The organism is Acidovorax sp. JMULE5 (genome assembly GCF_013376875.1).
Lineage (GTDB): Bacteria > Pseudomonadota > Gammaproteobacteria > Burkholderiales > Burkholderiaceae_C > Acidovorax > Acidovorax facilis.
The window spans coordinates 2,524,368-2,548,210 of record NZ_CP035951.1 but is presented as its reverse complement, the minus strand read 5'-3'; the positions used below and the strand labels follow the sequence as shown (position 1 = coordinate 2,548,210).

Annotated in this window: 22 protein-coding genes and 2 pseudogenes; 10 read left to right on the top strand and 14 right to left on the bottom strand. The window is 62.0% G+C overall.

Annotation, left to right across the window (positions count from 1 at the left end; all coding sequences use genetic code 11):
• Window positions 1–238: 238 nt before the first annotated feature.
• The 8 genes from EXV95_RS11450 to EXV95_RS11415 all read left to right on the top strand — a co-directional run bounded on the left by EXV95_RS11450 (window position 239) and on the right by EXV95_RS11415 (window position 6,147).
• Window positions 239–1,114, top strand: a complete 876-nt coding sequence (locus tag EXV95_RS11450) for a hypothetical protein (protein WP_176886945.1) — start codon at window positions 239–241, stop codon at window positions 1,112–1,114.
• Window positions 1,105–1,758: a type III secretion system export apparatus subunit SctR gene (gene sctR / locus EXV95_RS11445; RefSeq protein WP_176886943.1), complete on the top strand. Its 654-nt coding sequence runs from the start codon at window positions 1,105–1,107 to the stop codon at window positions 1,756–1,758. Before EXV95_RS11450 ends, sctR begins: the two co-directional genes overlap by 10 nt.
• Window positions 1,759–1,808: 50 nt before the next feature.
• The gene (sctS, locus tag EXV95_RS11440) at window positions 1,809–2,081 is read left to right on the top strand and encodes a type III secretion system export apparatus subunit SctS (protein ID WP_142143659.1); all 273 of its coding nucleotides are present in this window, start codon (window positions 1,809–1,811) and stop codon (window positions 2,079–2,081) included.
• A gap of 12 nt (window positions 2,082–2,093) precedes the next feature.
• On the top strand, window positions 2,094–2,894 hold the full coding sequence (gene sctT / locus EXV95_RS11435; protein ID WP_176886942.1) for a type III secretion system export apparatus subunit SctT: 801 nt from the start codon (window positions 2,094–2,096) through the stop codon (window positions 2,892–2,894).
• A 147-nt stretch (window positions 2,895–3,041) separates the two neighbouring features.
• The gene (locus EXV95_RS11430) at window positions 3,042–3,260 is read left to right on the top strand and encodes a hypothetical protein (protein ID WP_176886940.1); all 219 of its coding nucleotides are present in this window, start codon (window positions 3,042–3,044) and stop codon (window positions 3,258–3,260) included.
• 39 nt (window positions 3,261–3,299) lie between these two features.
• A complete protein-coding gene (locus EXV95_RS11425) occupies window positions 3,300–4,001 on the top strand; it encodes a hypothetical protein (RefSeq protein WP_176886937.1) in 702 nt (233 codons plus the stop codon).
• Between the two features lie 63 nt (window positions 4,002–4,064).
• Window positions 4,065–5,471, top strand: a complete 1,407-nt coding sequence (locus tag EXV95_RS11420) for a hypothetical protein (protein WP_176886935.1) — start codon at window positions 4,065–4,067, stop codon at window positions 5,469–5,471.
• Window positions 5,461–6,147, top strand: a complete 687-nt coding sequence (locus EXV95_RS11415; protein WP_176886933.1) for a GNAT family N-acetyltransferase — start codon at window positions 5,461–5,463, stop codon at window positions 6,145–6,147. The genes EXV95_RS11420 and EXV95_RS11415 overlap by 11 nt, the downstream gene beginning before the upstream one ends.
• A gap of 91 nt (window positions 6,148–6,238) precedes the next feature.
• Here the strand turns inward: EXV95_RS11415 and EXV95_RS11410 are convergent, their stop codons facing one another.
• From EXV95_RS11410 to EXV95_RS11385, 6 genes are all read right to left on the bottom strand, one after another.
• Window positions 6,239–6,940: a DUF6683 family protein gene (locus tag EXV95_RS11410; RefSeq protein ID WP_176886931.1), complete on the bottom strand. Its 702-nt coding sequence runs from the start codon at window positions 6,938–6,940 to the stop codon at window positions 6,239–6,241.
• 244 nt (window positions 6,941–7,184) lie between these two features.
• Window positions 7,185–7,913 (bottom strand): hypothetical protein, encoded by a 729-nt coding sequence (locus EXV95_RS11405; RefSeq protein WP_176886929.1) that lies wholly within the window; start codon window positions 7,911–7,913, stop codon window positions 7,185–7,187.
• A gap of 540 nt (window positions 7,914–8,453) precedes the next feature.
• A complete protein-coding gene (locus EXV95_RS11400) occupies window positions 8,454–9,119 on the bottom strand; it encodes a response regulator transcription factor (protein ID WP_176886927.1) in 666 nt (221 codons plus the stop codon).
• A 99-nt stretch (window positions 9,120–9,218) separates the two neighbouring features.
• A complete protein-coding gene (locus EXV95_RS11395; protein ID WP_176886925.1) occupies window positions 9,219–10,523 on the bottom strand; it encodes a sensor histidine kinase in 1,305 nt (434 codons plus the stop codon).
• Window positions 10,504–11,655, bottom strand: a complete 1,152-nt coding sequence (locus EXV95_RS11390) for a hypothetical protein (RefSeq protein WP_176886923.1) — start codon at window positions 11,653–11,655, stop codon at window positions 10,504–10,506. Before EXV95_RS11390 ends, EXV95_RS11395 begins: the two co-directional genes overlap by 20 nt.
• A 1,152-nt stretch (window positions 11,656–12,807) precedes the next feature.
• Window positions 12,808–13,812, bottom strand: a complete 1,005-nt coding sequence (locus EXV95_RS11385; RefSeq protein WP_176886921.1) for a porin — start codon at window positions 13,810–13,812, stop codon at window positions 12,808–12,810.
• Between the two features lie 215 nt (window positions 13,813–14,027).
• On the opposite strand from EXV95_RS11385, the pseudogene EXV95_RS11380 reads away from it, so the two are divergent.
• A pseudogene (locus tag EXV95_RS11380) lies at window positions 14,028–14,429 on the top strand (transposase); the annotation flags it as partial.
• A 240-nt stretch (window positions 14,430–14,669) separates the two neighbouring features.
• On the opposite strand, the gene EXV95_RS11375 reads toward EXV95_RS11380, so the two are convergent.
• The 3 genes from EXV95_RS11375 to EXV95_RS24915 all read right to left on the bottom strand — a co-directional run bounded on the left by EXV95_RS11375 (window position 14,670) and on the right by EXV95_RS24915 (window position 16,233).
• Window positions 14,670–14,870, bottom strand: a complete 201-nt coding sequence (locus tag EXV95_RS11375; RefSeq protein ID WP_370460264.1) for a hypothetical protein — start codon at window positions 14,868–14,870, stop codon at window positions 14,670–14,672.
• Window positions 14,871–14,953: 83 nt separating this feature from the next.
• Window positions 14,954–15,253, bottom strand: a complete 300-nt coding sequence (locus tag EXV95_RS25145) for an RNase A-like domain-containing protein (RefSeq protein WP_370460247.1) — start codon at window positions 15,251–15,253, stop codon at window positions 14,954–14,956.
• Window positions 15,247–16,233, bottom strand: coding sequence for a hypothetical protein (locus tag EXV95_RS24915; protein ID WP_255484981.1), 987 nt, complete (start codon window positions 16,231–16,233; stop codon window positions 15,247–15,249). Before EXV95_RS24915 ends, EXV95_RS25145 begins: the two co-directional genes overlap by 7 nt.
• Before the next feature lie 289 nt (window positions 16,234–16,522).
• Here EXV95_RS24915 and EXV95_RS11365 point away from each other — a divergent pair, with 289 nt between their 5' ends.
• Window positions 16,523–17,545, top strand: coding sequence for an IS481 family transposase (locus EXV95_RS11365; RefSeq protein WP_176886917.1), 1,023 nt, complete (start codon window positions 16,523–16,525; stop codon window positions 17,543–17,545).
• A gap of 305 nt (window positions 17,546–17,850) precedes the next feature.
• On the opposite strand, the gene EXV95_RS11360 is transcribed toward EXV95_RS11365, so the two are convergent.
• The 5 genes and pseudogenes from EXV95_RS11360 to EXV95_RS11340 form a co-directional block, all read right to left on the bottom strand.
• A complete protein-coding gene (locus EXV95_RS11360; protein WP_176886915.1) occupies window positions 17,851–18,258 on the bottom strand; it encodes a hypothetical protein in 408 nt (135 codons plus the stop codon).
• 195 nt (window positions 18,259–18,453) lie between these two features.
• Window positions 18,454–19,171 (bottom strand): annotated as a pseudogene (locus tag EXV95_RS11355) (IS5 family transposase); the annotation flags it as partial.
• Between the two features lie 301 nt (window positions 19,172–19,472).
• Window positions 19,473–19,901 (bottom strand): hypothetical protein, encoded by a 429-nt coding sequence (locus tag EXV95_RS11350; RefSeq protein ID WP_176886914.1) that lies wholly within the window; start codon window positions 19,899–19,901, stop codon window positions 19,473–19,475.
• Window positions 19,902–19,905: 4 nt separating this feature from the next.
• Window positions 19,906–22,959, bottom strand: a complete 3,054-nt coding sequence (locus EXV95_RS11345; protein ID WP_176886911.1) for a hypothetical protein — start codon at window positions 22,957–22,959, stop codon at window positions 19,906–19,908.
• 481 nt (window positions 22,960–23,440) lie between these two features.
• Window positions 23,441–23,758: a hypothetical protein gene (locus EXV95_RS11340; protein WP_055402051.1), complete on the bottom strand. Its 318-nt coding sequence runs from the start codon at window positions 23,756–23,758 to the stop codon at window positions 23,441–23,443.
• Between the last annotated feature and the right edge of the window lie 85 nt (window positions 23,759–23,843).

Here is a 23,843-nt window from a genome sequence, read left to right as displayed (position 1 = left end):
GCACGCCCCACCAGTGCCCGCGCCGGCGTGGCTCGTTTTTTGTGGCCCGGTGGGAGCACACCGGGCCGAGCTCTGGCTGCCGCTGCTGCCAGAGCCAGACCCTTGCCTGTGTGAACCTCAGCCCCCAGCCCTAAACCCAGATGCACCAACAGCCTCCTCAGGCACCACTGGTCGGGATGCCACCCCGCCTGCTCGCACATCTGGGGACACCGCAACGGAGTGGACCGGACCGCGCCTGATGCTGCAGCTGGCCAAGGCAGAACCGCTCATCAGTGCTGTCGAGCAATGGCTGCGCCACCCCTGGCTGTTGCAGCCCCGTGAAGCTGCGCCAGCAGTCGCCCTGGAATCCGGCACGTGCGAAGCCGTGGTGCAGACCGCTGCACTGGCCCCTGTGGGCACGCGCCTGCGCCTGCCTTGGGCGGCACTGTCGGGTCCGCCGGCCGACTGGCTGCAATCCCCGCATGTCGCCTGGCCCAGCGTGCGCACGGAACTGTGCCTGGATACAGCGCCTGCCGCCGCAGTCGCAGACCTCGCTGAAGGCTCCCTGGTCTGGCTCACGCCCTCTCTGGGGTGCGAGTGGCCCGTCACCGTGCGGCCCATCGGCGGCCACCTTCCAGTGCGCGCGGGTGTGCTGGTACGCAGCCCCGCTGTTCGCACTGGTGCCCCGCCCATGGCCGAGCCCCTGGGGCTGGACCTGCATGCGCCGCTGCCCACGGCCACCGAGCCGCTCGCCACAGACACCCATGCCAACACGGATGCCGATGCCGAGATAGTCTGGCACGGCATGCCCGCCATGGGGCTGGAGCAATGGCTGTGCTGGCAGGCTCGCCCAGCGGTGCTATCGGTACCTGCCGCACCTGCCGCACCTGCCGCAGCTACAGCACCGGTTCGCCTTCGGCTACCACCCATGCTGCCGGGGGAGCTGCACTTGCAGCAGGGTGGTGCGTTGCGCGCCCACGGTGATCTGGTTCCCCTGGCCGGTGGCTACGCCCTTCGAATCCGCAGCGCCCCCGGTGCCACACCAGCCTTTGTGCCTGCAGCCCCCTTGTTTTCCGCTGAACCACCCACCGGGCGCGCGTGCGGCGCAGCCCATTCGCAGACACCATGGACCTGAATCAATTTACCCCTTCCTCGGCACTGGTCACCGTGATCGTTGTCTCCCTGGCGCCGTTTGTGGGCGTCATGGTCACTTCCTTCACCAAGATCATTGTGGTGCTCAGCCTGCTGCGCAACGCCCTGGGCCTGCAGCAGGTGCCACCCAACGTGGTGCTCAACGGCATGGCCCTGGTACTCACCATCTACGTCATGCTGCCCGTGGGGCTGGACATGGCCGAACGTGCCCGCAGCGTCTCCAACGTCGGCAGCACCTCTGGCATGCTGGCGGTGGCCGATGCGGCCAAAGAGCCCCTGCGCGACTTTCTGGTTCGCCACTCATCCGCCCACGAGCGCGCTTTTTTCCTCAAGACCGCCCAGAAAACCCTCAGTCCCGAACGTGCTGCCCAGATCAGCGAACGCGACTTTGTGGTGGTTGTGCCCGCCTTTACCGTCAGCGAGCTGTCTGCAGCGTTCCAGATCGGGTTCCTCATCTTCCTGCCCTTTCTCATCATCGACCTGGTCATCGCCAATATCCTCACTGCCATGGGCATGATGATGCTCTCGCCCACCACCATCTCGCTGCCGTTCAAGCTGCTGCTTTTCGTGCTTGTCGATGGGTGGATCAAGCTCACCCACGGCCTGGTGCTCTCCTACGGCCACTGACCTTGCCGCCGTGCATCGCCTTCCCACTCTGACCATGCCCTTCGTACGCCATGTTTGAAAGCCAGACCATCCAACTGCTGTACCAGGCCCTGTGGCTGGTGTTGCTCCTGTCCGCGCCACCGGTCATCGTGGCCGCGCTGGTCGGGCTACTGGTTGCCCTGGTGCAGGCTGCCACCCAGATTCAGGAGCAGACCCTGCAGTACGCGCTCAAGTTCTTCGCCATCGTGCTCACCATCTTCATCACCGCATCGCTGCTGGGCGGCACGCTGTACCGCTACACCGACCGGGTCATGACCGACTTCCCCGCCCTCGTCAAACGCTGAGGCCAACCACCCATGGGAGAGACCTTTGCCGCGGTGAATAACGTCAGCGAACTGGCGTTGCTGGCCGCGCTTGCCAGCGTGCGCTTTGCTACCGCCTTCGTGCTGTTGCCCCTGCTGGCCCAGGAAACCGTGCCCCAGCTCGTGCGGGGCGCCATTTTTCTTGCGTTCGGAGTCATCACACTGGCCCTGCAGCCTGCGGTCAACGTCACCGGCTGGAGCGTTTCCCAATGGATCGGGTTGTTCTCCAAAGAAGCCTTCATCGGCCTGGCTCTGGGCATGCTGCTGGCCGCTGTACTCTGGGCGTTCGACGCCGCTGGCGAGATCATTGACGGCGCGATCGGACTGTCGCAGGCGCAGGTCACAGACCCTCTCTCCGGGCGTCAGACCTCGCTTTCAGGGGCCTTCCTGGGTCGCTTGGCTGTGTACCTGTTTATGGCCTCGGGTGGCCTCATGCTCTGGATCGGCGTCCTCATGGAAAGCTTTGTGCTGTGGCCCCTGGCCCAGCCTGGCCTTGCTCCGCGCCCAGCCGGTGTCACCTTGTTTGAGAGCGCCTTCGCGCAGTTTGCGGGCCTGAGCTTCTTGCTCGCTGCGCCCACCCTGGTAGTCATGTATGCCATTGACCTGGCGCTGGGCCTCATGAATCGTTTCGCGCCCCAGCTCAATCTGTACTCGTTGTCCAGCTCCCTCAAAAGCGTGGCAGCCATCCTGCTGTGGTTGGTCATGCTCACCACCTTGGCCAAGACACTGCTGAACTACCTGGCTGCCCTTTTCCCGACACTGCTGCATAAGATGCAGACTCTGCTGCCCACCTGAACACCCAGCGAGCGCCGGCCTCAGGCTTGGGGTTTGAAGCGTTTTGTTGCAAATACACCCCCTCCACTAGGAGGCTTCCCAATAGCGCAAGCGGGTGCAAGTTTTTTACGATGGAGACATCCCATCTTTCATCCGCGTCCACACATGGTGACCTCGTCCTCTCTCTCGTCGCTGGCAGGCCTCGCTGGCCTAGCGCCCCGGACTGACGCGCTCCGGCCAGCTTTGGACAACGGCGACACCGCGCGCCTGTTTGGCTATACCGGCAGCGACGCCGTCGCCCGCACCCTGTCTGTCCCCCCCTTCAGCGGCGACACCCCGGCCCAGCTGCAATCCCGGTTCATTGACTGCCTCTTTACCCGGGGTTGATCTCCGCCCCCTGAGCGCCGCACCTTTGCGACAGCACACATGGCCCAACCCATCCCCGATCTGACCCTGCGCGATCAGCCCGACTGGGCCGGTGCGGCAGAGGTCCTCATCGAAGGCTGCGCCCATCTGCCCTCACGTGAAGACCGCGTGCGCTGGATGGAGCGCCTGTGCCTCTCGCTCGGCGATGCGCTTTATCCCGCCTTCCTGCAGGTGCTTTGCCGCATTGGCGAACACGGCAACCCCCAGGCCCAGGCTGCGGTCGCCGATACCCTGGTGCTTGCTCTGCAAAGCGGCCGCCTGCCCTCGGGGCGGCACGCCGCATGGGGGGCGCAATGGGACGCGTCCGTGCGCGCCACCCGCACCATGGGCCCCATTGAGTACCTGTGTGCCTGGTTCGCGCAGCCCGACGGGCGCGGCACCCTCGGGGCGGTGGCTTTTGACCAGGCCGCACGCGCACTGGTGGGCTTGGTATCGCACAGTGAAGCGGCCCGGCGCCTCTATTGCGCCAAGCTCCACAGCGTGGCCGACGACCCCCTCGACGGGGCTTGGACCCGCAGCAGCCGCCACGCACTGCAAGCCATGGCCCTGAGCTGGTCTCAGGCGGACCCCGAACCCTACCGTGCGGCCACCCAGGCGGTAGAAGCCTTCATGGCTGCGTCCCGCCACGGTGAACAATCTGCGCCGGCTGCAACGGTTGGCGCGCTGGCGCAGGGCTGGATTCCGCCGGCCTCCTGGCGTTGAGGCCCCGGTACGCGGCTCCCATGCGGCCCGTTGCACCCTGCTATCCCACCTTCACCATCTGGCATGTCTGAGCCATGGGCCGCGCTGGCCCCCATTCGGGCCATTGCTCCCGGTGGCCGCGTTGCAGCCTTGGGGGGGTACCCGGGCGGCGGCCAGGGCTTCAGCGGTAACGGGCCATGGCCCGGTGACGACGCCGAAGCCCCCCAGTCGCCCGCCCACTTGCTGGATGCTCTGCTGCGGCTGGAGCACGCCGACCTGCAGGCCTGGGTACACAGCTTGGCGCAGTCCCCCAGTCGCCGGGCCCGACCCTGGTACCACCAGCTCGACTACGCCGACACAGACGCACTGTTGCAGCACCTCGCAACGCGCCTCGATGCAGCGCACCTGGTACGCTTCACCCGGATTGCCGTTCAGGAGCAAGATCTGGCGCGCTGGGGTGAACACTTGGCGCGCAGCGCCAGCGATCGTGACAGGCTCGACCTGCTGATCGCTCTGGCTAGCCACGGCACCACCACAGGTCCCGTCCTGCCCAGCCATCCCCGGCCAGATGCACTGCGCGCTCCTTTGATCGGCCTGTTGCTCGGTAGTTTGCACGGCCGTACCCATGCCCTCGACACCGCCTTGCAAGCCATGCTGCCGCTCCCCCCGGAGTCGGCACAGTCTGTGGCAATGGTCAGGGCCATGCTCACCGCCCTGTTACCACCCTACACCCCGGTGCGCACGCAGGCCGACCCCGGCGGAGTCCTGCGGCAGGCGCTGGAGGCCTGCGCCACCGCCAGCGATGCACCCGCCAAAGCCACCCTGTGGGCCCTGGTCATACCTGTCGCTGCCCAAGGGGCGACCCTGCCGGTACTCGCCCCTGCCCTTACGCGGCTGCTTACCAGCCAGACCTGTGCCATTGTCAATGCCCTGGCCCTGCAGCACCCTGACGGCCAGGCCCTGGCTTGCTACCTGCACATCCTGTGTGCCCAGCAGCGCACCCACGAAATCCGGCTCATTCACCACCAGCTATGCCAGGGCCACGATGGCATGCACTCCCCTGCGGAGTACCTGCATCACAGCGATCGGCGCGGGGCATATCCCCATGCCATGGCTCTGGGGCACTACCTGGGGGCTTGGGCCATGGTCACCGGCAATACCCCAGGCGGCCCTCCCGCAGGCGCAACTGCGCCAGTGCAGCTCTCTCCCCATACCCAGCCCACCGGGCGCGCACCGCAAGCCGCTCACCAAGGAGACCTCTGGCTGGCAGGCACCGCATATGCCGCCCTCGGGCCCGCCCAGAGTGCAGAGGCGAGCAAGTTCCTCACGGCGCCTGTCTGGCAACAGAGCGGTCCGCAAACCGCCTTTTGGGCGGCTTATCAGCGCGTGCTGCAAGCCCATTGCGGCGGGCTATCGCCACTCCTCCTGGCAGCCTCCGCACCCACCCACTGCGGCACAGCGCCCATCATCGGCACACCTTATGTCCCCTGAACCCGTCATCCTCTATCAAGGTCCACGCTTGCGCATTCGCCAGTTCCACAGCCGCGACGCCCAGGCCCTGTTCACCATGCACCGCGACCCTCGCGTACGCGCGCACCTGGCCGACGATGCACCGCTGGATGAGCCCCGTGTCGCGCACCGCTTCATCGCGCACATGCAACTGTTCTATCTGCAATACCCTGGCACTGGCATCTGGTGTGCAGAGCGGGCCCAGCCGCCTGACTCGGACACCATTGCCGACGCACTGCGTGCGCACGCCGAGGGCGACATCGACGCTGTGCTGTTGGCCAAGCTTGTGCAACCCCGATGGGTTTTCTGCGGCTGGTTCAGCCTGGTGCATTTGGAGGAGGATCCGCAAATCCTGGAGATCGGCGCGCGACTGGCGCCACAGGCCTGGGACGGTACGCTCGCACTGGATGGGGGGGAGTGGCTGCTGCAGCACGCCTTTGGTGCCCTGCTGCAAACGCATGTGCTGGGCCACTGCGCACCCACCAACCGCTCCGCCGCGCACTGTCTGCAAGTGCTGGGCTTCGGCTGCCAAGGTATGGCTACTTACAACGGCACGCAGGCCCGGCGCTACCGCCTGGACCAGGCCCAGTGGCAGGCGTGGCACACCCAGTCCCGCCGCCAGCGCCAGCGTGCGGTGCTCAGCGTTTCTCCGGCATAAACCTGCAGCGGGTGAGGGGAGGTGAAGAGGGATGGCACGGGGCGTGTTGGCCCCGAGAGGCTCGCCCCAAATGATGAACGATGCACCTATCTCAAACGATGCGCATGCCCGATGATGTGATGCGCAGGCGGCTGGCGTCCACCTTCAAGAAGCCCTCGATCATCTCCTTGCCCAGCTGCCGCATCTGCGCCTCCAGCATCGGATCAGGCTGCCGCTGCAACTGCACCTGCGTCGTTGCCATCAGCATGCCCAGCATCACCGTGGCGTCATACATGCGCTGCTTCTCCGCGTCGGTCACCTGGGCGAAATCTCGCTCTGCCGCAAGCGCTCTGCGCAACTGATTGGCCAGCGGCTTTACATGGCTGTTGCTCACATTCTGGTTGTTGTAGGCCATATATGCTCCCGCCAGAAAAGATGCCAGCCCCGTGGCCACATCGTTGGTCGGCACACCCAGCTGGCGCGCCACCTGCGGGTACTGCCGGTGCAGTTCCAGAAACCCCTGGCGCATTTGTGGACGCTGCGCCGGCGGGTAGTAGCCCACCAACATATCCAGTGCCGCCGTTCTGCCATTGCGCTGAAAGCCGGTGCGCGCCAACTGCTGCGTGGATACGCCGCCCGCCACCCCCTTGCGGCTGGCGCGCGCAGCGCGTTGGATTTCGTTGTTCAGCAAGTAGCTGCCAGCGCCCACGGACAGGCTCATCCCCGTGTCCGAACTCATCCACCAGGCACTGGCAGGAGTCATGGTTGCGAAGGTGATCGCTACAGCAGCGCAAAAATTTTTCAGGGATTTCATGGTCAGTGTTCAGTCAAAAACGCGGACAGTTCCGCAACCCAGCCAGCCCTGTCCGGGGCACAAAGAAAAGTGCAAACATCCCAGGTGATACCTGTGCATGCAGAACGGCCTTGGACTTCCAGCGGTGCCCACCAGGCGGGCAAGGCGGCCACATCGTATCGGTCGAGGAAGAAAAAAACGGACCGAGGAACGGTCCGTTTCGTTTGTTGCAAATCGCGATATCCGCTCGTCGGGCGGACAGGGCTTATTGCTTGCGAGCCATGCTGCTCATGCCTTCGCCCAGCGACTTCAGCGCGGTATTGAACGCATCGGTCAGCAGCTTGAACTCCTGGCTTACAGCCTGGAACTCTGCGTTGACAGCCTGCATTTCCTTGGCCGAATCCTCGCCGTCACCACCGGCGGCCTCCTTGAGCTTGCCCGACAGCTCCACCATCTTGGCGGCTTTGTCACCCATGGCTTCGCCCATGGCCTGGGCAATGGCCTGCAGCCAGCTCTTGGCACCGGCTTTGCCACAGCCCCTGCCGCCTTCGCCCGTGCTCTCGGCCATCTGGTTGCGCACGCTGTCGACGATCTGCTGCGCAATGTCGTCAACCGACTTTTGGATATCGCACGATGCCACATCGGAAATTGCCTCACCAGCACCATCGGTGGGCTTGCAGTATTCCTGCATCACCTCGTCGATCGCCTGGCTGATCGCGTCTTGCAGAAACTTCGGCATGCCATCTTCGCGCTGCAGTGTTTGCGCCGCTTGTTGTGCGCCGCCGCCCATGATGGTGCTGACCAGGTTGGTCGTTGCATTCAGGATGTTGACTGGCGAGAAGCCTTCCAGCGTCTTGCTCATGTCATTGCCACCCAGCAGGCCGCTGACCATGCCACTCAGAAACTGCGAACCGATGCCACCGAGCAGACCTCCCATGCCCATTCCGCCGCCGCCGATCAATGCGGAACCCACGACGCCAACTGCTGCACCCATAACAAACTCCTTGAAACTGGCCCATCTTCGGGCCGTGATTGGTTGGAACGACTCCTTTGCCTGCACAGGTCGCCCTGGCAAGGACCCCATCGGGCTGCGGCTTTGTGGCACTGGCTCCGTCGGGACAGCCGTGATTGAACCGGCTTTGGGTCTGCCGCGCTATATGTGCGATTCCCAGCTAGGAATGCCCCTAGCTAGGGAGGACACCTACCCGCGCACCTCTCCGGCCCAGCATCCGCCCGCCCGCAAAGCATGCGCGGATCACAATTCCAGTATCTCTTATTGCTATAAAAATAGTAGCTAATTGCGCTTTGTAGAAAAGCGCTGGCGGCATATTTGCTTTGGATATCAGCCGTTGCCCAACACTCTGTCATCCTGCACCGGAGTAGCTCAGCTCCCAGTGCCAGATACCTGTCGAAGCCGTTGTCGCGCGCTTCGGCTGCTTGCGACTCGTTGCAACTGAAGACCTTTGCAACGCGCTGTCCAGCCCGTCCGTGCGCGTTGTGCACAGCGCGCCGTGAACAGATCGCGCAAAGGTGCTTACAGCACCCTCTGTGCCATGGCCATGCGGGTCAGGTGCACTGCAGAGTCGGCCTGCATCTTGCCAAGCACCCGGCCGCGGTGCAGTTCCACCGTCTTGGCGCTGATGTTCAGGTCCCGGGCGATTTCTTTGCTCATCTTGCCGTCCACCACCCCGCGCATCACCTCGGACTCCCGATCCGTCAGCATGGACAGCCTGCGCTGGAACTCTGCGCACGCTGGTGGCCGATGCGGCGCGGCCGGTGCCTCAAACGCCTTGGCCAGCGCCTGCTCCAGCGCACTGTCTTCAAACGGTTTTTCCAGGAACGTGATGGCGCCCTTTTCCATGGCCTGCACCGCCAGCGGCACATCGCCGTGCCCGGTCATGTACACCACCGGCAGTGGCCACTGCGCACTCGGCCCTGCAATACCCAACGCAATCAGCGCGTCATGCACCTGCAACCCGGACATCCCGGGCATCCGCACATCCAGCAACAAGCAGCTGTCGGCCAGCGTGCCCGCTTGCATCTGGTGCTCCAGGGTGGCAATGGCGGCGTTGGCATCCGCGAAATCCAGAACCCGGTAGCCCGCTCCCTCCAGCCACCAGCGGGCCGTGGTGCGGAAATCTGCGTTGTCGTCCAGCAGGTACAGCGTTCGTGTCGTCCGTCCAGCGTGCGTGACTGTCATGTGTCCATCTCTCCCTCATAGCATTCGAAATTCTCAGGGGCGCCCCATTGGGTAGGCAGGTCTCGCGCCTGTCTTTGCGCCGCAGTGTCGCCGCCAGGCTCAGGCCTGATCGCCGGGTAGCCCCTGCGGCTCGGCCTGGGTGGCAGGCGCAGGCGCTGCAACCAGCGGCAGCGCGACGAAGAACGTGCAACCCCGGTCCGTATTGGGCGTGAACCACAGGCGGCCCTGGTGCAGTTCAATCAGGCTGCGGCAGATGTTCAGCCCCACACCCATTCCCGTGGGCTTCGTCGAAAAAAACGGCATGAACAATTGCGCCGCCGTCTCATCCTCCATGCCACACCCTGAATCCCGGATCGCCATCTCCAGCATCTGGTCCACCTCATCGATCCGACATACGACCTCCAGACGTCGCTCGTGCGCAGGCGACTGCGCCATAGCATCGATCGCATTGCGCAGCAAATTCACCAGCACCTGCTGCACCATCACACCATCGGCCACCACCGCCCAGCCGCGCTGCTGCAGCGTCTGCTCAATGCCGTCCTCCTGCACGGACCACTGCACCCCGTGGCGCTCCAGGTCCCAATCCAGTAGCGCCAAGCTACTGCGCAACAAGGTCAGCGTATCCAGAGGCTCCCGTTGCGGTTGGTGATTGCGCGTGTAGTCCCGCACCCGGCCAATCACCCGTGCCGCGTACTGCACCTGTTCCAACGCCAACTGCACCCCCTGCACCAGCGGCGGCAACATCTGCGGCTGCAAACTTTCACCAGCGGATGCCAGCCGCGCCTTCAGGCCCCGCAGCACATTCCCCACCGCCCCTAGCGGCTGGTTGAGCTCATGTGCCAACGTGGTCGCCATCTCGCCCACCGCCAAGCTGTGCGACGTAAAAAGCAGTCGCTCACGGTCTTCCAGGTGGCGTCGCGTAGGGTTCAGCGCCCCTCCATCAGGCCCAAGCCACAGCGCCCACAGTCCCTGCTGCGGTGCCACCGGGGCCAGTCGGGCAGGGCGCGTGCGTGCACCCCCAGGCGCGGCATGCATGCGGCCATCGTGTGCCTCGTCGTGCCCATCCACTTGCTCGCCACACAACTCCACCGTGCCTGCCCATCCGTGATCACAGCCCGGCCATTGGGCTACCGCGCACATCCCGGCCGTCAACCCTTCCAGCCGCTCGCACAGCAGTGCCAGGGGTGCACCCACGGGCAGCCAGGTGTCCTGCTCTACACCCGCCGTGGGGTGGGCCACTGCCGCACACAGCGCGGCATTGCGCCAAAGCACCCGACCTGTGCCAGACACATCCAGCATTGCCATCGCATCGCCCAGAGCAGTCAGCGCACAGGCCTGCCAGTCGGCAGGCAGCCCCTGCGCCAAGCCCACGCTGTTCAAGCCATCACCCTGCATGCACGGCATGCAGCGCACCCAGGCCCGCGCCATCCAGCGGTACAGGCACCCGCAGTGCCATCAGTGTCCACTGCGTGCCCAGCAAGCGGCGCAGGCGGCGTGGCTCCTGCAGCACAATGCGCTCGGGCGCACCCGGGCCCGCCGCCGCAGGCTCGTCAGCCGCGCTATGCACCACCAGCTGCGGCGTGTGGCGATCTGGCCGCGAAGCTCCCAGCCGCCACCGGCCTGCGGCATCCACGTCCTGGCGCAAGCGCCACACCCGCCACTGCGTATCGGCAGGCATCGTTGCCGTCCAGCGCGCCACCAGCGGCCAGGCTTGCCCTGCTGCGCCAGCAGCCCGCCCCGGACGCACCGCATCCGGGCGCAGTACATGCCCCCACAGGCGCATGTGCGACACATCGGGCGGAGCCAGCACCAACACACAGCGACCCGCCTCCAGCTCCCGCAACAATGCCTGCTGCGCATTGGCCTCCAGCCACACCCGCAGCGCTCGGTAGTGCTGGGCAGCGGCTTCTCGGCTCATGTCCTCCAGCCCTGGCGCCTCCCCGGGCTCCTCCTGCGCGTCCTCATCGGCATCGCTCCAGGCATCCCAGAAATCTTCGTCCTCCAGCTCCGGCGCAGCGTTGCGTGGCATGTCGCGTTCCACCCGCTCCACCCGGTCCTGCGACACCCGCTGCCGAATCTTCGGGGCCAGCGCCAAAGCCATTGCCAGGGCATGCGGCATCTCCGTCGGTTCGCCCGCGAGCAGTGGCTTGCTAGGCCCCCGCTCCTCACGCACGCCTGCGGCCCCCGTTGCTACCGAACCTTTGGCGTCTGCGCCTGTGGCAGCTGCCAGCGGCCCCTCAGCGCGGCCGCGTGGCTCCAGCGCCAGCCCATCGGGCCGCACGCCGCGTGGGGCCATTTCAGGCCCGCGCGCCGTAGCCCCTGCTGCGGCGGCTCCTGCGCCCGGCCGCGCCATCCCCGCAAAGCCGCCCGCGGGGCCCTCGCCTAAGCGCGCAGCCCGCAGCGCCCACTGCGCCTGCGCCAGCGCCACCGCAGCTGCCCCCGCCGTCATCTGGCCAGCCAACGTGCGACCCAATGCCTGGGCCAGGGCAGCTTGCGCCTGCGCCACTGCAGGCAGCGCACCGGCGCGCCCCGCCATGCTCCCAGACGGCGCTGCGCCCTCTCGATTCTCTGTGCGTGGCTGGGGGGGCGTCTGTTTGCGGCCTTCCGTCGGCGGTGCCGCTCCCACAGTTGCCGCCTGTGCGCTCTGTGCTGCCTGCGCGGCCTGCACCGCCGCAGGTGTTTGTCCTGCGCTGGCAGGCATGCTTTTGGCAGCAGCGAACCCATTGCCTTGTGCCAAAGACTGCGCAGCTGCATCAGCCCGAGGGTTGGCAATGCCTACCTGCGTTGCTGCCGGGCTGGTGCCAGGCGGGCGCGGTAAACCCCCGCCTGTACTCGTCCCTTCAGTCCGCAGCCCGCCGCCGGTCGCCGCGCCCTGCCATGGCGCAGCGCCGTAGTTTTGGCCTCCCATGGCGCTGCCGTTGTGTACGGCAGAACCAGCACCCCAGCTGGTGCCAGCGCCTGAAATCGTCACAGCCGTGCCAGCCAGCGTGGTGGCCGGTGCCAGCGCCCCCGGCGGCGCTCCAACAGGGGGCTGGCCCCCCTGCGCACCGCCCTGCTGAGAACTCCCTCCTCCAAAACCATAGCCGCCAGGCGGCACACTCGTGCCACTGGCTGTGGGCTGAGATGCTCCACCACCCTGTGGCGTACCCGCGGCCGAGTACGCCTGGCCGCCGCCCTGCACCTGTCCTGCACCGCTGTAGGTTGCCCAGTTTCCCGGGCTCCCACCGCCGCTACCGCCGACGTTGGTGCTCAGCCCGCCCACAGGCTGCTGTCCCCCGCCACCAGGGCCAACACTGCCGGTACCGCCAGCTCCGGAGCCCCCCGGACTGGATTCCCCACTGCTGCCCAGCCCAGGGCGTGCGCCGGGTGGGCTGCTGCCGGTGTTGGTTGAGCCGTTGGGCCCGGCCGTGGGACTGGCCTCACCGGGCTGTTGGGCTGGAGTGGGGTTGTGTGCAGGGTCCGCACTGGGGCCCTCTGCCGGAGCAGGGGGCGGCTGGTCGGAGGCAGGTGGCAGCTGAGGATTCACCGGCGCGGGGGGCTCACTGGGCGTGGGGGCCTGCACCGGGACCTCGGGCGCAGCAGGGGGCTGCGCTGGGGGAGGCGTGACCGTTGGGGTTATCCCAGCAGAGTAGCTATCACTCATTGAGAAAAATTTGCTAAGACTAGCTAGTGCTTTTATTTTGCGTATTTAGAAGCTGTGGCTTAACCCAATGCCATAATTGTTGAAGCCTCCTGCACGCATGTAGTTAATGTATGTTTTTGTGCGTTTTGATATGGCATAAGTACCATTGAGTAGCACGTTGGTGTATTTTTTTGTGTCGAATTGGGTATTGCCAATGGCATACTCTGCTTTAGTTTCCCGTGCTATATCAATACCAGCAGAGAATTGATTCCAAGTAGCCTTGGCGCCCAATGTGAATCCGTTGGAGCTAAAAATAGCATTGGGTACAAATTGCAACGTGGTGGGCTGGTAATGGCGCCCGTTGCGCGACTGGTAGTAGCCGCCTGCGAACTCAAGGTTGTGGTACTGGTATTTGGCACCTAATGCAAAATTGGCATCTAGGCCGCTGAATTTGTTGTAAGCTGCACCCACAGTCAGGGGGCCTGCTACGTAAATAGCGCTCAAATCTACTTTGCTGCGATTATCTTCTTTGGGCGCATAGGCAGCTTCCATCACAAAGCCACCCATTTGTGGGGTGCGATAACTGATTTGATTGGGTTGGCGTTGGCCACCAGTACCTACAGCACCAAAAGTTCGAAGTGCGATTGAATTGTTGCCCATTCCCATCAAATCCCAGGATGCCATCGCGTTGTAGCTGGGCGTTGTGGCGCGGCCCAGCGTAACGCGGCCCCAGCCACCGCCCACCCAAACGTTGGAACTGCGCGCAAACGCGCCTTCGGGATCATTCGCACCGCTAGAGGCATCGAATTTTTGTTCTAGTTGAAAGCCCGCTTGCAGTCCACCACCCAGATCTTCCACCCCTCTGAAACCCACAAAGCTGTCTTGCAGATTGACTCGGGATGAACTTTGCAGACCAGTGTTGAATTCCTTGATTTGAGTAGCGTCAGCTTGATAGAACTTCCCCAACGCCACATCCACAGTGCCATAAATCGTCACACTCGATTGCGCCCAGGCAGGTGCGCAGGCCAGCAGGGTTGCCAGAGCCAAAGGAGTTACTTGGTATTTGTTCATGAATAGTTGTTGATCCAGAGGTTGTAGAAAGGCTGCCCCTCCCTGATGCCCACCAGTTCAACCTGGCAGGGCAGCCCAGCGCGGGATTAGAGCAAGCCGCTGGCGGCGCTGGGCCGTGGTTTCGCGTGCACGCAACAGCAGGTGTTACTGCGCACTGGGGGTGTGTGAAAAGAATGTTTCTTTTGATTGCAATTCACAGTGGCTTTGTTGCACGAGACGGCAGCGCAGGGGACCCACCGATGCTGTCGGCACTGCTGGCGCAGATACCGTCGCATGAACTTTTAGCCAGGGTGAGTACCGACGGTGCCTATGACACTAAAGGCTGCCATGCTGCGATAGTCCAAAGAAGCGCGCAGGCGGTGATTTCCCCGCAAAAGAACGGTAAACCGTGAAAAGAGACCTGGGTGGGAGCAGCAGTGCGCAATGCAGCGCTGCGAGCCTGCGAAAGGCTGGGGTGAGGGATCTGCAAGAAATGGAGTGGTTTCCACCGAAGAAGCCTGGTGGAGACCAAGTTGCACTGCTTCAAACGCCTGGGCGAGAGGGCGATGGCCCGCACGTTTGAGCGACAGGTAACGCAATTGCATGTGCGGGGGGCTTTGCTCAACCGCTTCACGTAACTTGGGCGCCCGACAAGGTGTCTGTGTCGGTACCCGCTATGGCATAGCTGCGTCTGGGGCTGGGGTTATCTCAGCCTGACTGGGGTTTGTGCAGCAAAGCCCGGCAGTACAAATAACTCGCCCCATTGGAATAGCACACGCACATGGATCATTTGGCCAGCAATTCAGACTAAAGAATTTATTTGCGTAAGTGTTCCATCACGGGCGACTCGTGAAATAGTTTAATTTACGGATATATTCTTACTCGGCTAGAGCCTCCAGCACACGCTGCAACCATACATCGGTCGTGATGCCTTCGGTTTCTGGTTTGAAATTTCCACCAAGTTTGTTAATTGCATCTTCCGGTAGTGGTCCTTTACTTTGCAAATCAAGCAAGGCTGATTTCAATTGATTCTTTGATTCAATTGGCTCATCCAAGCTGAAAGCTTTTACAGCGTCCAGAGACGAAACGTAATCATCCCTCCAATCTTGGTGGAAGTACGCTTCAAAAAATAGGTCACTATATCGTTCTTAGTTATCTGGCGTTATGGTTTCGGAAAAGAAGTATGAACACGGTAACCGTTTGGTCCTAATGGGTCTCTAACCAACAAGACAAATGCGTTGTTTGAAGGTTGCGATACCAATGCCCCTTGTGGAATAACCCTACCGACTTCGTAGTTGAACGGCTGAGTGAGAGTCAACCGAGGTGTTTGACCTTGTAGCCAAGTTTGCACCTTAGCTTGCTGCGCCTGAAGTGTCTCTCCAACAACTCGCTGTGCCATTTCTAAATTTGGGTACGTTGAAGAATCCAAGATATCTGGTTCAGTTTGAAAGCGCGCTAGCAACTCAGCATCAGTTTTCCCGACGTGTCTTCGAAGAGTGTGGCCATCAAGGTTCTCGTGGAAGATAAGCGTCCCACCACTTTCTGATTTGAGCAGTGAAGCACTGCTGTTTGCCCCCTCCAAATCTCCGACGGCCCCCACTCGAATGCTGCGTTTCGTCGCGCAGCATCCCCAGAGCCCACCGGCATAGCATCCACCAGTGTATTCAATCCCCCCTGGATGCTGTCCCCCAGCCCGTACAGTGCAGCCCGACCTCCAGGGATGGCCGCTACGCCGCCCAAGAACCCCCCCACTTCCAACGCCGCTTGCGCAGCCGTGAAGCCTGCCGTCGTCCAACCATCACCGAACCGGTTCTCGCTGGCTGTTCTCAGCTGGTCCAGGGTTTGTCCCACGGGCTGCGGCATCTGGCCCAGGCTGTGCCGGATGGCGACGGCCCCCGGGTTGTTGCTCTGCGGGCTCCAGCGCTCTTGCAGGTCTGCCTGGATGGCGGTGTAGGCTTCTGCACCGTTGATGACCAATGCGGGCAGTGCCGCCAGTTCGCTGGCCGGGCGAGCCCACATGCCGTTGACGACTCCGTTCACCCCCAGTTGCACAGCTCCGTCAATCAGCGTGGCGCCGGTTTGCAGTGCGTTGCCGACGCCTTGCGACCAATTGCTCGATGGTTTGTCACTGACCCAGACTTGCTCGGGCATGCCGGTGGGGTTGCCCAGGGCGTCTACCGCACCCCCTGGTACGTCCACCATGCGGCCGCTCCAGGTGGGCTCCAAGCCTGCGTAGCTGGCAGAGCGTCCTCCGTATCGCATGTAGATCTCAGCGGCCTGCTCGGGACTCATGCCTTGGCTTGCTGCGCTGGCTTGCTGGGCCAGCGCCTCCCGCTGCGCCCGCCCCGCACTCTCCACCGCAATGGCCCGCCCGCCCAGCTGCGCTGCGCCTGTATCCGACAGATCAAACTGCAGCACCTGCCCCGGCTGCACGATGGGCACGCCCTGCGCGTTGAGCTGTATCTGACCGCTAGCCAGCAACTGACCGTAGGCCGCTATTTGCTGCTGCTTGTCCAGCCCCGCTGCCTCCAGTGCTGCCAGCGGGCCCTGGCCGCAGGCCCAGGTTCTTCACCCAGTCGCTGGAGGGTCTGTCTCCAGGTTGCCCCTCATCATTGCCTACTTGTCGCATCCCGGACGATTGCATAGACTCCAAACGCTATCCACTCTTCATGGCGCGAGCGGTTCTAAAGGAGTTGATAGAGTCCTTGCAATCCACCCAGGGAGTGAAGCCATGTTGATAGCCCTGCACAAGAACGCCCGCACCACGCCCGCCGTGCGTGCCGAGATCGCAGCCAGCGATGAACCAGCCAGCGTCCTGGCCCAGCGCTTTGGGATCACTGAGCAGACGGTCTACAAGTGGAAGAAGCGTTCCGTCTTTGCAGACCGCTCTCACACTGCCCACCACCTGCAGACCGTGCTTACGCCAGCACAAGAAACAGTGGTGGTTCACTTGCGGCGTACCTTGCTGCTGCCTTTGGATGACCTGCTGGCCGTGACACGGGAGTTCATCTGTCCCCATGTCTCGCGCTCCGGGCTGGACAGGTGCTTGCGCCGCCATGGAGCGGGCAACCTCAATGCTCTAAAGCCCCAGCAGCCTGCGCTGGCCTACAAGACCTTCAAGAGCTACGAGCCAGGCTACGTGCACATGGACGTGAAGTACCTGCCCCAGATGCAGGATGAGAGCAGCCGGCGCTACCTGTTCGTGGCTATCGATAGGGCCACGCGTTGGGTGTTTGTGCAGCTCAAGTCCAACAAGACCGCCGCCAGTGCACAGGCCTTCCTCAAGGCGTTGCACAAGGCCTGTCCGATCAGGATCAACAAGCTGTTGACCGACAACGGCAAAGAGTTCACGGACCGTCTGTTTGCCAGCCGGGAACGCGAACCCAGCGGCAACCATGAATTCGATCAACTGTGCCAGGAGTTAGGCATCGAGCACCGACTGACCAAGCCCAGAACACCCAGAACCAACGGCATGGTGGAGCGATTTAACGGCCGCATTGCGGACGTTCTGAAGACCCACCGATTCAACAGCCGCGAAGACATGGAGCAGACCTTGTTGCGCTATGTGGCGTTGTACAACCACCAGCTACCGCAGTCAGCGCTCAAGAGCAGTACGCCGATGCAGGCGATGAAAGAGTGGTACCAGACCCACCCGCACCTGTTTCTCAAGCGACCATATGATCGTCCGGGATGCGACACCTACTTGGCTTGGGTTCTGGCTCTGGCTTTGCTCATTGGCTTACGCTCCCCGTAGCTCTTCGCCCAAGAAGTCACTCGCAAACCCCGCCGCCGGGTCATTGCTGCCCGCCACCCCTTGCGATGTTGCCCCTCAGTCGGAAGCCGAAACAAACGCCGCGCAGGCAATATGTCCGCACCGGGCAGCAATCAGATCGTCTGCAGCGCCAGATGTGCCCAAAAAAGAGGCGCATCAGGCTGTCACGAAGGGCAAAAACCAGCGGTATGAGCCGCTGGAAAAGTGCGCCATGCCGAGATTATCAAAAAAACGGCGTCGCGGAAATTACCGGAGGGCTCGCGGACGGGACAGTTTGCGACAAGAAATTATTTTGCCGCGCGTTTTATTAGATTTGGTGCATGGATGTCTTCTCTAAAAATATAGGTTTCAATGGGGCCATCCAAAAGAGGCGACTTACCAAAAAGTTCATCCCAGAGCCATTCAAAAAATTTCTCGGGAGGATCGGGCAATGACAATGGACATTGATTCGTTGAGAACAAATTTTCCCACTTGTCACTTCCTTTCGAAAGCATGTAGCCCAGCGAGTCCTTAATCATTGATTTGCTTTTCTCATCAAAACGAAAAAAATATGGAACCAACAACTGACGAATACAATTACGAATCTCACCCTCATTAGAAGGATCGATGCTCGCAGCAGCTTCAGCCGCATCCGCTTCAAGAAACAGAAAAGGCTCCAGGACAGCCGAGACAAGATACGGATTGGCGACTCTCATGTTATGGATTTAGAACGGGGAACTGTGTATATACACGACCATTTTTGAAAACGGTGCGCACGTCGGTTGTAAGCAAATAATCCAAGCCTGACCCATTTGGCTTTAGTTTTGTAAAACCTTCGCCAATAATAGTCCCCATATTGACGTTTATAACAGGCTGCCCAGTAAGCAAATGAATTGAATGGGCTCGATCTATTGCAGCGACTTTTGCCATGTCACGCTCGCCTTGGCATCGGGGCGCTTGTGCACGCCTTGATAGCCTGCGTCACCAAACCCGTCTGTCTCCTGACCGTGCAGTAAGCTGTTGCCCTCTACAACGTCGGCCACGTTGCCAGAGGTGCCGATGACGGTGTGCACCAATCCCGAGTCCGCATCCACTCCAATATGGGCACTTCATGCCAAAGTGCCATTCGTTGCCCTTTTGGCTGGAGTGCATCTCTGGGTCGCGCTTTCTGTCCTTGTTTTTGGTAGAGCTGGGCGCTGCAATCAAGGTAGCGTCTACCGCAGTGCCCGCCTTGAGCAGCAAGCCCTGGGCGGCCAACAGCTCGTTGACGGTGGCCAGAATCTGCTCGGCCAGCTTGTGTTTCTCCAGCCGATGGCGGAACCTCAAGATGGTGCTCTCGTCGGGCATTCGCCCATGGGCATCAAGGCCTGCAAACTCCCGGTAGATCGGGGTGTCAAAGAAGGCTTCTTCCATCGCCAGATCCGACAGGGTGAACCACTGCTGCATGCAGTGAATGCGCTGCATGGTTTCCAAGGCAAAGGGTGGGCGGCCGTTCTTGCCTTCGGGGTAATACGGGGCAATGAGTTAAACCAGAGCAGCCCAGGAAACCACCCGATTCATCTGGGCCAGTAGCTCTTGCTTGCGCGTCTTCTTGGTGCTCAGGTTCAGATCAAGGCTGCTTTGCTTCATGGCCCGCGAGGATGCCATGACTGGCTGCGGGATCTATCAGACTGATCGCGAGGTTTTGCAGGATTTCCCTAGCTGAGAAACGCTATCTAATTGATAGCTTCTTGCGCTTGATGATTAATCGCTGTAGCCTGATTTGGCTTGAAGTGCATGAATGCCAGGGGCAAGATGCAAGACTTGACCCCAGCGCCCGCTCTCTCTTCTGGCTGCAAGTGTTCGTATCTCGTTCCCATTTGCGTACATTACCCTCGGTGAGGGTGTTGCACTTCAGATTTGAAACCGCCCTCCAGCACTCCGCACTCATTTACAGAGAGACACCATCCTGGACAGCTAGCTCTCCTGCTACGCGAATGTAGTCTCCAATATTCAGTTCCAAATTAGACTCAAACTGAGCTTCAATTTGATTATTTTTTTCAATTTCAATTAAATAGGTGTCCGAGGATATCTTCCCGATAACTTCACCGATCACAATCGCATGAGGCGACCCATAAGCGTCTTGGCTCATCGCGTTATCAGCCCTGCCTTCAAGCACCCTATGATCGGCGATAAAAAATAATCCAACTTTCAATTGAACAGGCTCATCCATCTTTAAATAAATGGACGACTGTCCTGGTTCTAAATATTCATTTGGTTGGACAAGATTGCACCAAACCAATCGATCGTCCGTCTGAATTGATAAGAGTCGCTCATATCCGTCGACGTCAATGCTCTTAATTTTCCCACTAATTTTCATGACATCACTCCATTTTCATAAAGGTCTTTGGATCGCTTGGCATGATTGTCTGAAATTTCCCATCTTTCACGATAACAAGAACACCTTTATTTAAATTCTCGACACCTTTAACGAAATAAATGGATTTTCCATTATCTAAGTGTCTTGCTTCACCATTTTTAACCACTGATTCGGCGGCATTGGTGAATGCATCAAATCCTTCTTGAGACTTACCAAAAGTCCCGGCTTCCAATCCAAGTCGGGTCTCAAGCGATGGAATACGTTCAGGAAATCTTTCCCAATAGCCAGCAAAATGCTTTACGCCCTGGTTAGTGCCATTTTCAAGAGTCCCCCATTGGTTGCTCGATGGACGTTCTAAGATCAACTCTGACAGCGACCTACTAGCTCCTCTTGCGGCAGCATCCCCTGCGCCTTCGGCCACAACACCGCCAATACCCGACCCCGCCTGAGGCCCTCCATCCGGCGTCTTGTCCACGGCCCCCGCCACATTGTCAACGCTGCCCCCCAGCCTGTTGCCAATGCCCCGGCCCAGCACACCACCTATCGCCACCCCCGTCTGTGCATGCAGCCCTTCTTCCGTCGCAAAGCCGGTGATGTCATTCATCACCTCTTGCCCCCATCCGCCGCCTGCAGCAGCCTCCAACGCAGCAGCTCGGGTCCACAGGCCGTTGTAGATGCTGTCCCTGCGAAAGTCTGCTCCCATGCTCGCCCGGTACTGCGCGGCGGCGTCCCGATATTCCTGGGCACTGTAGCTATCGACGGGGCTGTGGGACATCTCCACCAGTTCCATCAAGCTGCGCTGAGGTGGTTGAGCCTCCGTGCTGTTGCGATACTCGATCTCTTGTCTGCGAAAGTCCTCTGGCAGCATCGGCTGCGCAGTCTCCCGCACCTCGGTCTCTGACAGCATGGGCTCTGCGTCGCTGCTTTGTGCCAGCGTGCTGGTGGTGCCGTCAGGCCAGATCAGTTGAGGGGGCACTATGTAAGCGCCACTGTCATCAAAGTAACCCGCATCACCCACTGTTCCGATCGGGGCTGACGCGACCTGGATGCCTTGCGACGATGGCAATGGGGCCGGGTTGGCAAATGCCTCCACCCACTGCGCCGTCTGCGCATCCACCTCACTGGCCCCCAGGTTCTTCACCCAGTCGCTCGAAGGCCTGTCTCCCGGCTGTGCAGTTTGTCCCGGTTGTCCCTCATTCCCTGCCTGGCTTGGGTTCTGGCTTTGGCTTTGCCCCTTTCCTTGTGCGCCCCGCAGCTCTTCGCCCAGCACTTCGCCCAGGAAGTCACTCGCAAACCCCGCCGCCGGGTCATTGCTGCCCGCAACCTTCACTGCGCTGCTGGCCGCCCGGCCGAGCAGGCGCAGCATGCTGGCTTCTTGCATGCTCAGGCCTTCGTTCTTGCTGAGCTCGGCGATCTGCACCTCCAGGCTCTTGCCCACTTCTCCCGCCACGCTGGCCAGCAGGCTGTTGGTCAGGCCGTCTTTGAACTTGCCCCCCGTGGCTTCTTGCAGCAGGCCTTGCAGGCCCGCCTTGCCCAGGTGCCCCAGGCTGCGCGTGGCCAGATCGCCGCCTTGCAGCAGCTCGTTCATGCCTGTGGCGTTCATCACCCCAAAGCTCACTCCAGCCGTCAGTGCCGAGCGCAGCAGGTCGCCCAGGTCGATCTTGCCCCCGGTGGTCAGCTGCATGGTGGCGCTGCTGATGGCGCCCAGCGCCATGCTTTGGCCCAGGCTGGTGCTGGCGCTGGCGGCGGTGATGCCAAAGGCCCCCGCGGTGGCGAAGGTCATGACGCCTGCAAACACCATGGGCAGCGCTTTGTCCAGGAAGCTGGTGCTTTGCTTGATGTTGTTGGCCAGGTCCGTGCTCCAGCCGTTGACGGGGTCAAACCACAGGTATTCGTTGTTGATCAGATCCCGGTTCTGTTCGGGGGTGAGCTGGGTGGCTTGCCAGGTGCTGGCAGCCCAGGGCCCGGGGTTGCCGTTGTCCGTGACGGTGGGGCCGCCGAGTACCAGCTGGCTCTCGCCCAGGCCGTAGTAGGCAGGGGTGATCTGGGGGCCCGCATCGGTTTCGCCGTGCTGTACGGCGGCATGCCATTGCAGGGGCTCTTTGCCGTGCAGTTGGGCAAAGGCTCTTTGCGCGGGGCTGTCGCCGCTGGCGTAGGCCTTGGCGAATTCGGCGGGGTCGCTCAGGCGCCACAGGTTCTGGTGTTGCCCGCCAGCGGCGAGCGCCTGGGCTTCAATGGCCTGGAGGTCGCTGGCCTGATTGGCGCTGGGCGGGTGGGTGACGCTGTGCAGTGTCTGCTCGGTGATGTGCTCGGCATCGCCCCCGCTGGAGTGCCGTGCGATCAGTTCGCTGCCTGCCACTTCGGGGCCGGGGTTTTGCTGGGCGTGGTCCAGGGCTTGCAGGAATTGGTCGCGTACGGCGTTGTGCGCTTCTTGCAGCTGGGTCAGCCGGGCGCCCAGGTCGGGGCCAAAGCGCGCGAGGATGCCTTGGCCGACGTCGGTGTCGGTGTTCAGCGGGCGCAGGGGCGGGCCGAACTGGGCCACCATCTCTTGGTTGGCGGGCTCGGCCAGCAGCAGTTCCAGGGCGGCGATCTCGGTGGGGCTGGCGTTGGGGGCTGCTGCCTGGGCGCCGACGGTGCCAATGGCTGGGTTCTCGGGGGTGATCTGCAGGGGTTTGGTCTGCACCAGCTCGATGCCGAGACCTGCTGCGTTCTCCGGGGTGACGGTCAGGGGCTTGGTGCTCACCAGGTCGATGCCCAGGCCCGCTGCGTTCTCAGGGGTGACCAGCAGAGGCTTGGTCTGTGCCTGCACCATCAGGGCCAGCGTGGTACTGGGGGTGTGGTCGGTAGGGGCGAAGAGGGAGGTGCTGGCCAGGGTGGGGTCAGCGTGAAGGCACTGGGAGTCGGGCTGGCCATAGCCGCCGGGGCCGCTGTCGGTGAAGGCGCCAGCGTTGTCCTGGGGCTGGTCTGTGTAGCTGTTGAATGCACTGCCAGGAGCGGGCGGGTTGGCCAGATCGCCAGGGGCGGGAGCGTAGGTGGAGGCGGAGGGGGCGACTTGCATGGCGCGCGACTTTGCCTACAGGCATCAGCGCGCGAAACTGGGAAGGCTCCTAGCTAGGGACGTTCCTAGCTAGGAATGACCCCTACATGGGACGGGCCGGTGTGGGCGGCGGTGAATGCAAGGAATCGGGCTGCAGGGGCTGTGGAGATTGCGCAAACAGCTACTGAATCAGGAGCGCCCTGCGCGCGGGGAATGCAGGAGGTGGGCTGCGCGGGTTACAGACTTTTACGGCGGGCAGGTAGGACGCAAGGGCGCGAACTGCGGGTGCCGGGTCAGCGCCGAAGGAATTCCGCCTGACCGCGCACTGCTGGCTCAGGCCTTCACATCCAGCAGCGAACCCATCATTTCATCCTGCGTCTTGATGGTCTGCAGATTGGCTTTGAAGGCTGGCAGACTGATTGAAACCCAACAGCTTTGGCGAACATGGGGGGCACTTCAGCTGTTGTGGGAAACCGCCAACCGGTCTGCGGCACCGTGGCGCTTATTCGCTCCAATCGGAGTGCTTCTCGCACAGCTTGTTGGTTTCCTTGCCCTTGCGGGTTTCGGCGAACTTCACGAGGTTGCCCTTGAAATCTTCGGGCGTTTCGTTCCACATGCAGGTGCACCAGGCCTGGGCCTTGGTTTGGCCCTTGATGGGGCTGGGCTCGTTGCCGCCTTCGTATACGGTGGCAGAGTAGCTCAGGCACTGCCGGTATTGCGCGTCGCCTGCAGGTGGGCGGTTGTAGTCGGTGGCGGCCCAGGCCGAAGTGCCAGCGGCCAGCAGGAGGGCGGCGCCAGTGATGGTGCGGATCAGTTGCATGGGGAAAAATCTCTGCGAGGGATGGAGCCCCCGCACGCCCGGGATGGACGTGCGGTGGGTGAAGCCCAGTGTAGTGGTTTGAAAC

Coding starts and splice junctions, on each gene's coding strand:
- EXV95_RS11385 (WP_176886921.1), bottom strand. CDS start 13,812: ATGAACAAATACCAAGTAACTCCTTTGGCTCTGGCAACCCTGCTGGCC.
- EXV95_RS11410 (WP_176886931.1), bottom strand. CDS start 6,940: ATGAAATCCCTGAAAAATTTTTGCGCTGCTGTAGCGATCACCTTCGCA.
- EXV95_RS11420 (WP_176886935.1), top strand. CDS start 4,065: ATGTCTGAGCCATGGGCCGCGCTGGCCCCCATTCGGGCCATTGCTCCC.
- EXV95_RS11365 (WP_176886917.1), top strand. CDS start 16,523: ATGTTGATAGCCCTGCACAAGAACGCCCGCACCACGCCCGCCGTGCGT.
- EXV95_RS11360 (WP_176886915.1), bottom strand. CDS start 18,258: ATGAGAGTCGCCAATCCGTATCTTGTCTCGGCTGTCCTGGAGCCTTTT.
- EXV95_RS11395 (WP_176886925.1), bottom strand. CDS start 10,523: ATGCCGTGCATGCAGGGTGATGGCTTGAACAGCGTGGGCTTGGCGCAG.
- EXV95_RS11340 (WP_055402051.1), bottom strand. CDS start 23,758: ATGCAACTGATCCGCACCATCACTGGCGCCGCCCTCCTGCTGGCCGCT.
- EXV95_RS11345 (WP_176886911.1), bottom strand. CDS start 22,959: ATGCAAGTCGCCCCCTCCGCCTCCACCTACGCTCCCGCCCCTGGCGAT.
- sctR (WP_176886943.1), top strand. CDS start 1,105: ATGGACCTGAATCAATTTACCCCTTCCTCGGCACTGGTCACCGTGATC.
- EXV95_RS11350 (WP_176886914.1), bottom strand. CDS start 19,901: ATGAAAATTAGTGGGAAAATTAAGAGCATTGACGTCGACGGATATGAG.
- EXV95_RS11450 (WP_176886945.1), top strand. CDS start 239: ATGCTGCAGCTGGCCAAGGCAGAACCGCTCATCAGTGCTGTCGAGCAA.
- sctT (WP_176886942.1), top strand. CDS start 2,094: ATGGGAGAGACCTTTGCCGCGGTGAATAACGTCAGCGAACTGGCGTTG.
- sctS (WP_142143659.1), top strand. CDS start 1,809: ATGTTTGAAAGCCAGACCATCCAACTGCTGTACCAGGCCCTGTGGCTG.
- EXV95_RS11415 (WP_176886933.1), top strand. CDS start 5,461: ATGTCCCCTGAACCCGTCATCCTCTATCAAGGTCCACGCTTGCGCATT.
- EXV95_RS11400 (WP_176886927.1), bottom strand. CDS start 9,119: ATGACAGTCACGCACGCTGGACGGACGACACGAACGCTGTACCTGCTG.
- EXV95_RS11390 (WP_176886923.1), bottom strand. CDS start 11,655: ATGGCGGGGCGCGCCGGTGCGCTGCCTGCAGTGGCGCAGGCGCAAGCT.
- EXV95_RS11405 (WP_176886929.1), bottom strand. CDS start 7,913: ATGGGTGCAGCAGTTGGCGTCGTGGGTTCCGCATTGATCGGCGGCGGC.
- EXV95_RS11425 (WP_176886937.1), top strand. CDS start 3,300: ATGGCCCAACCCATCCCCGATCTGACCCTGCGCGATCAGCCCGACTGG.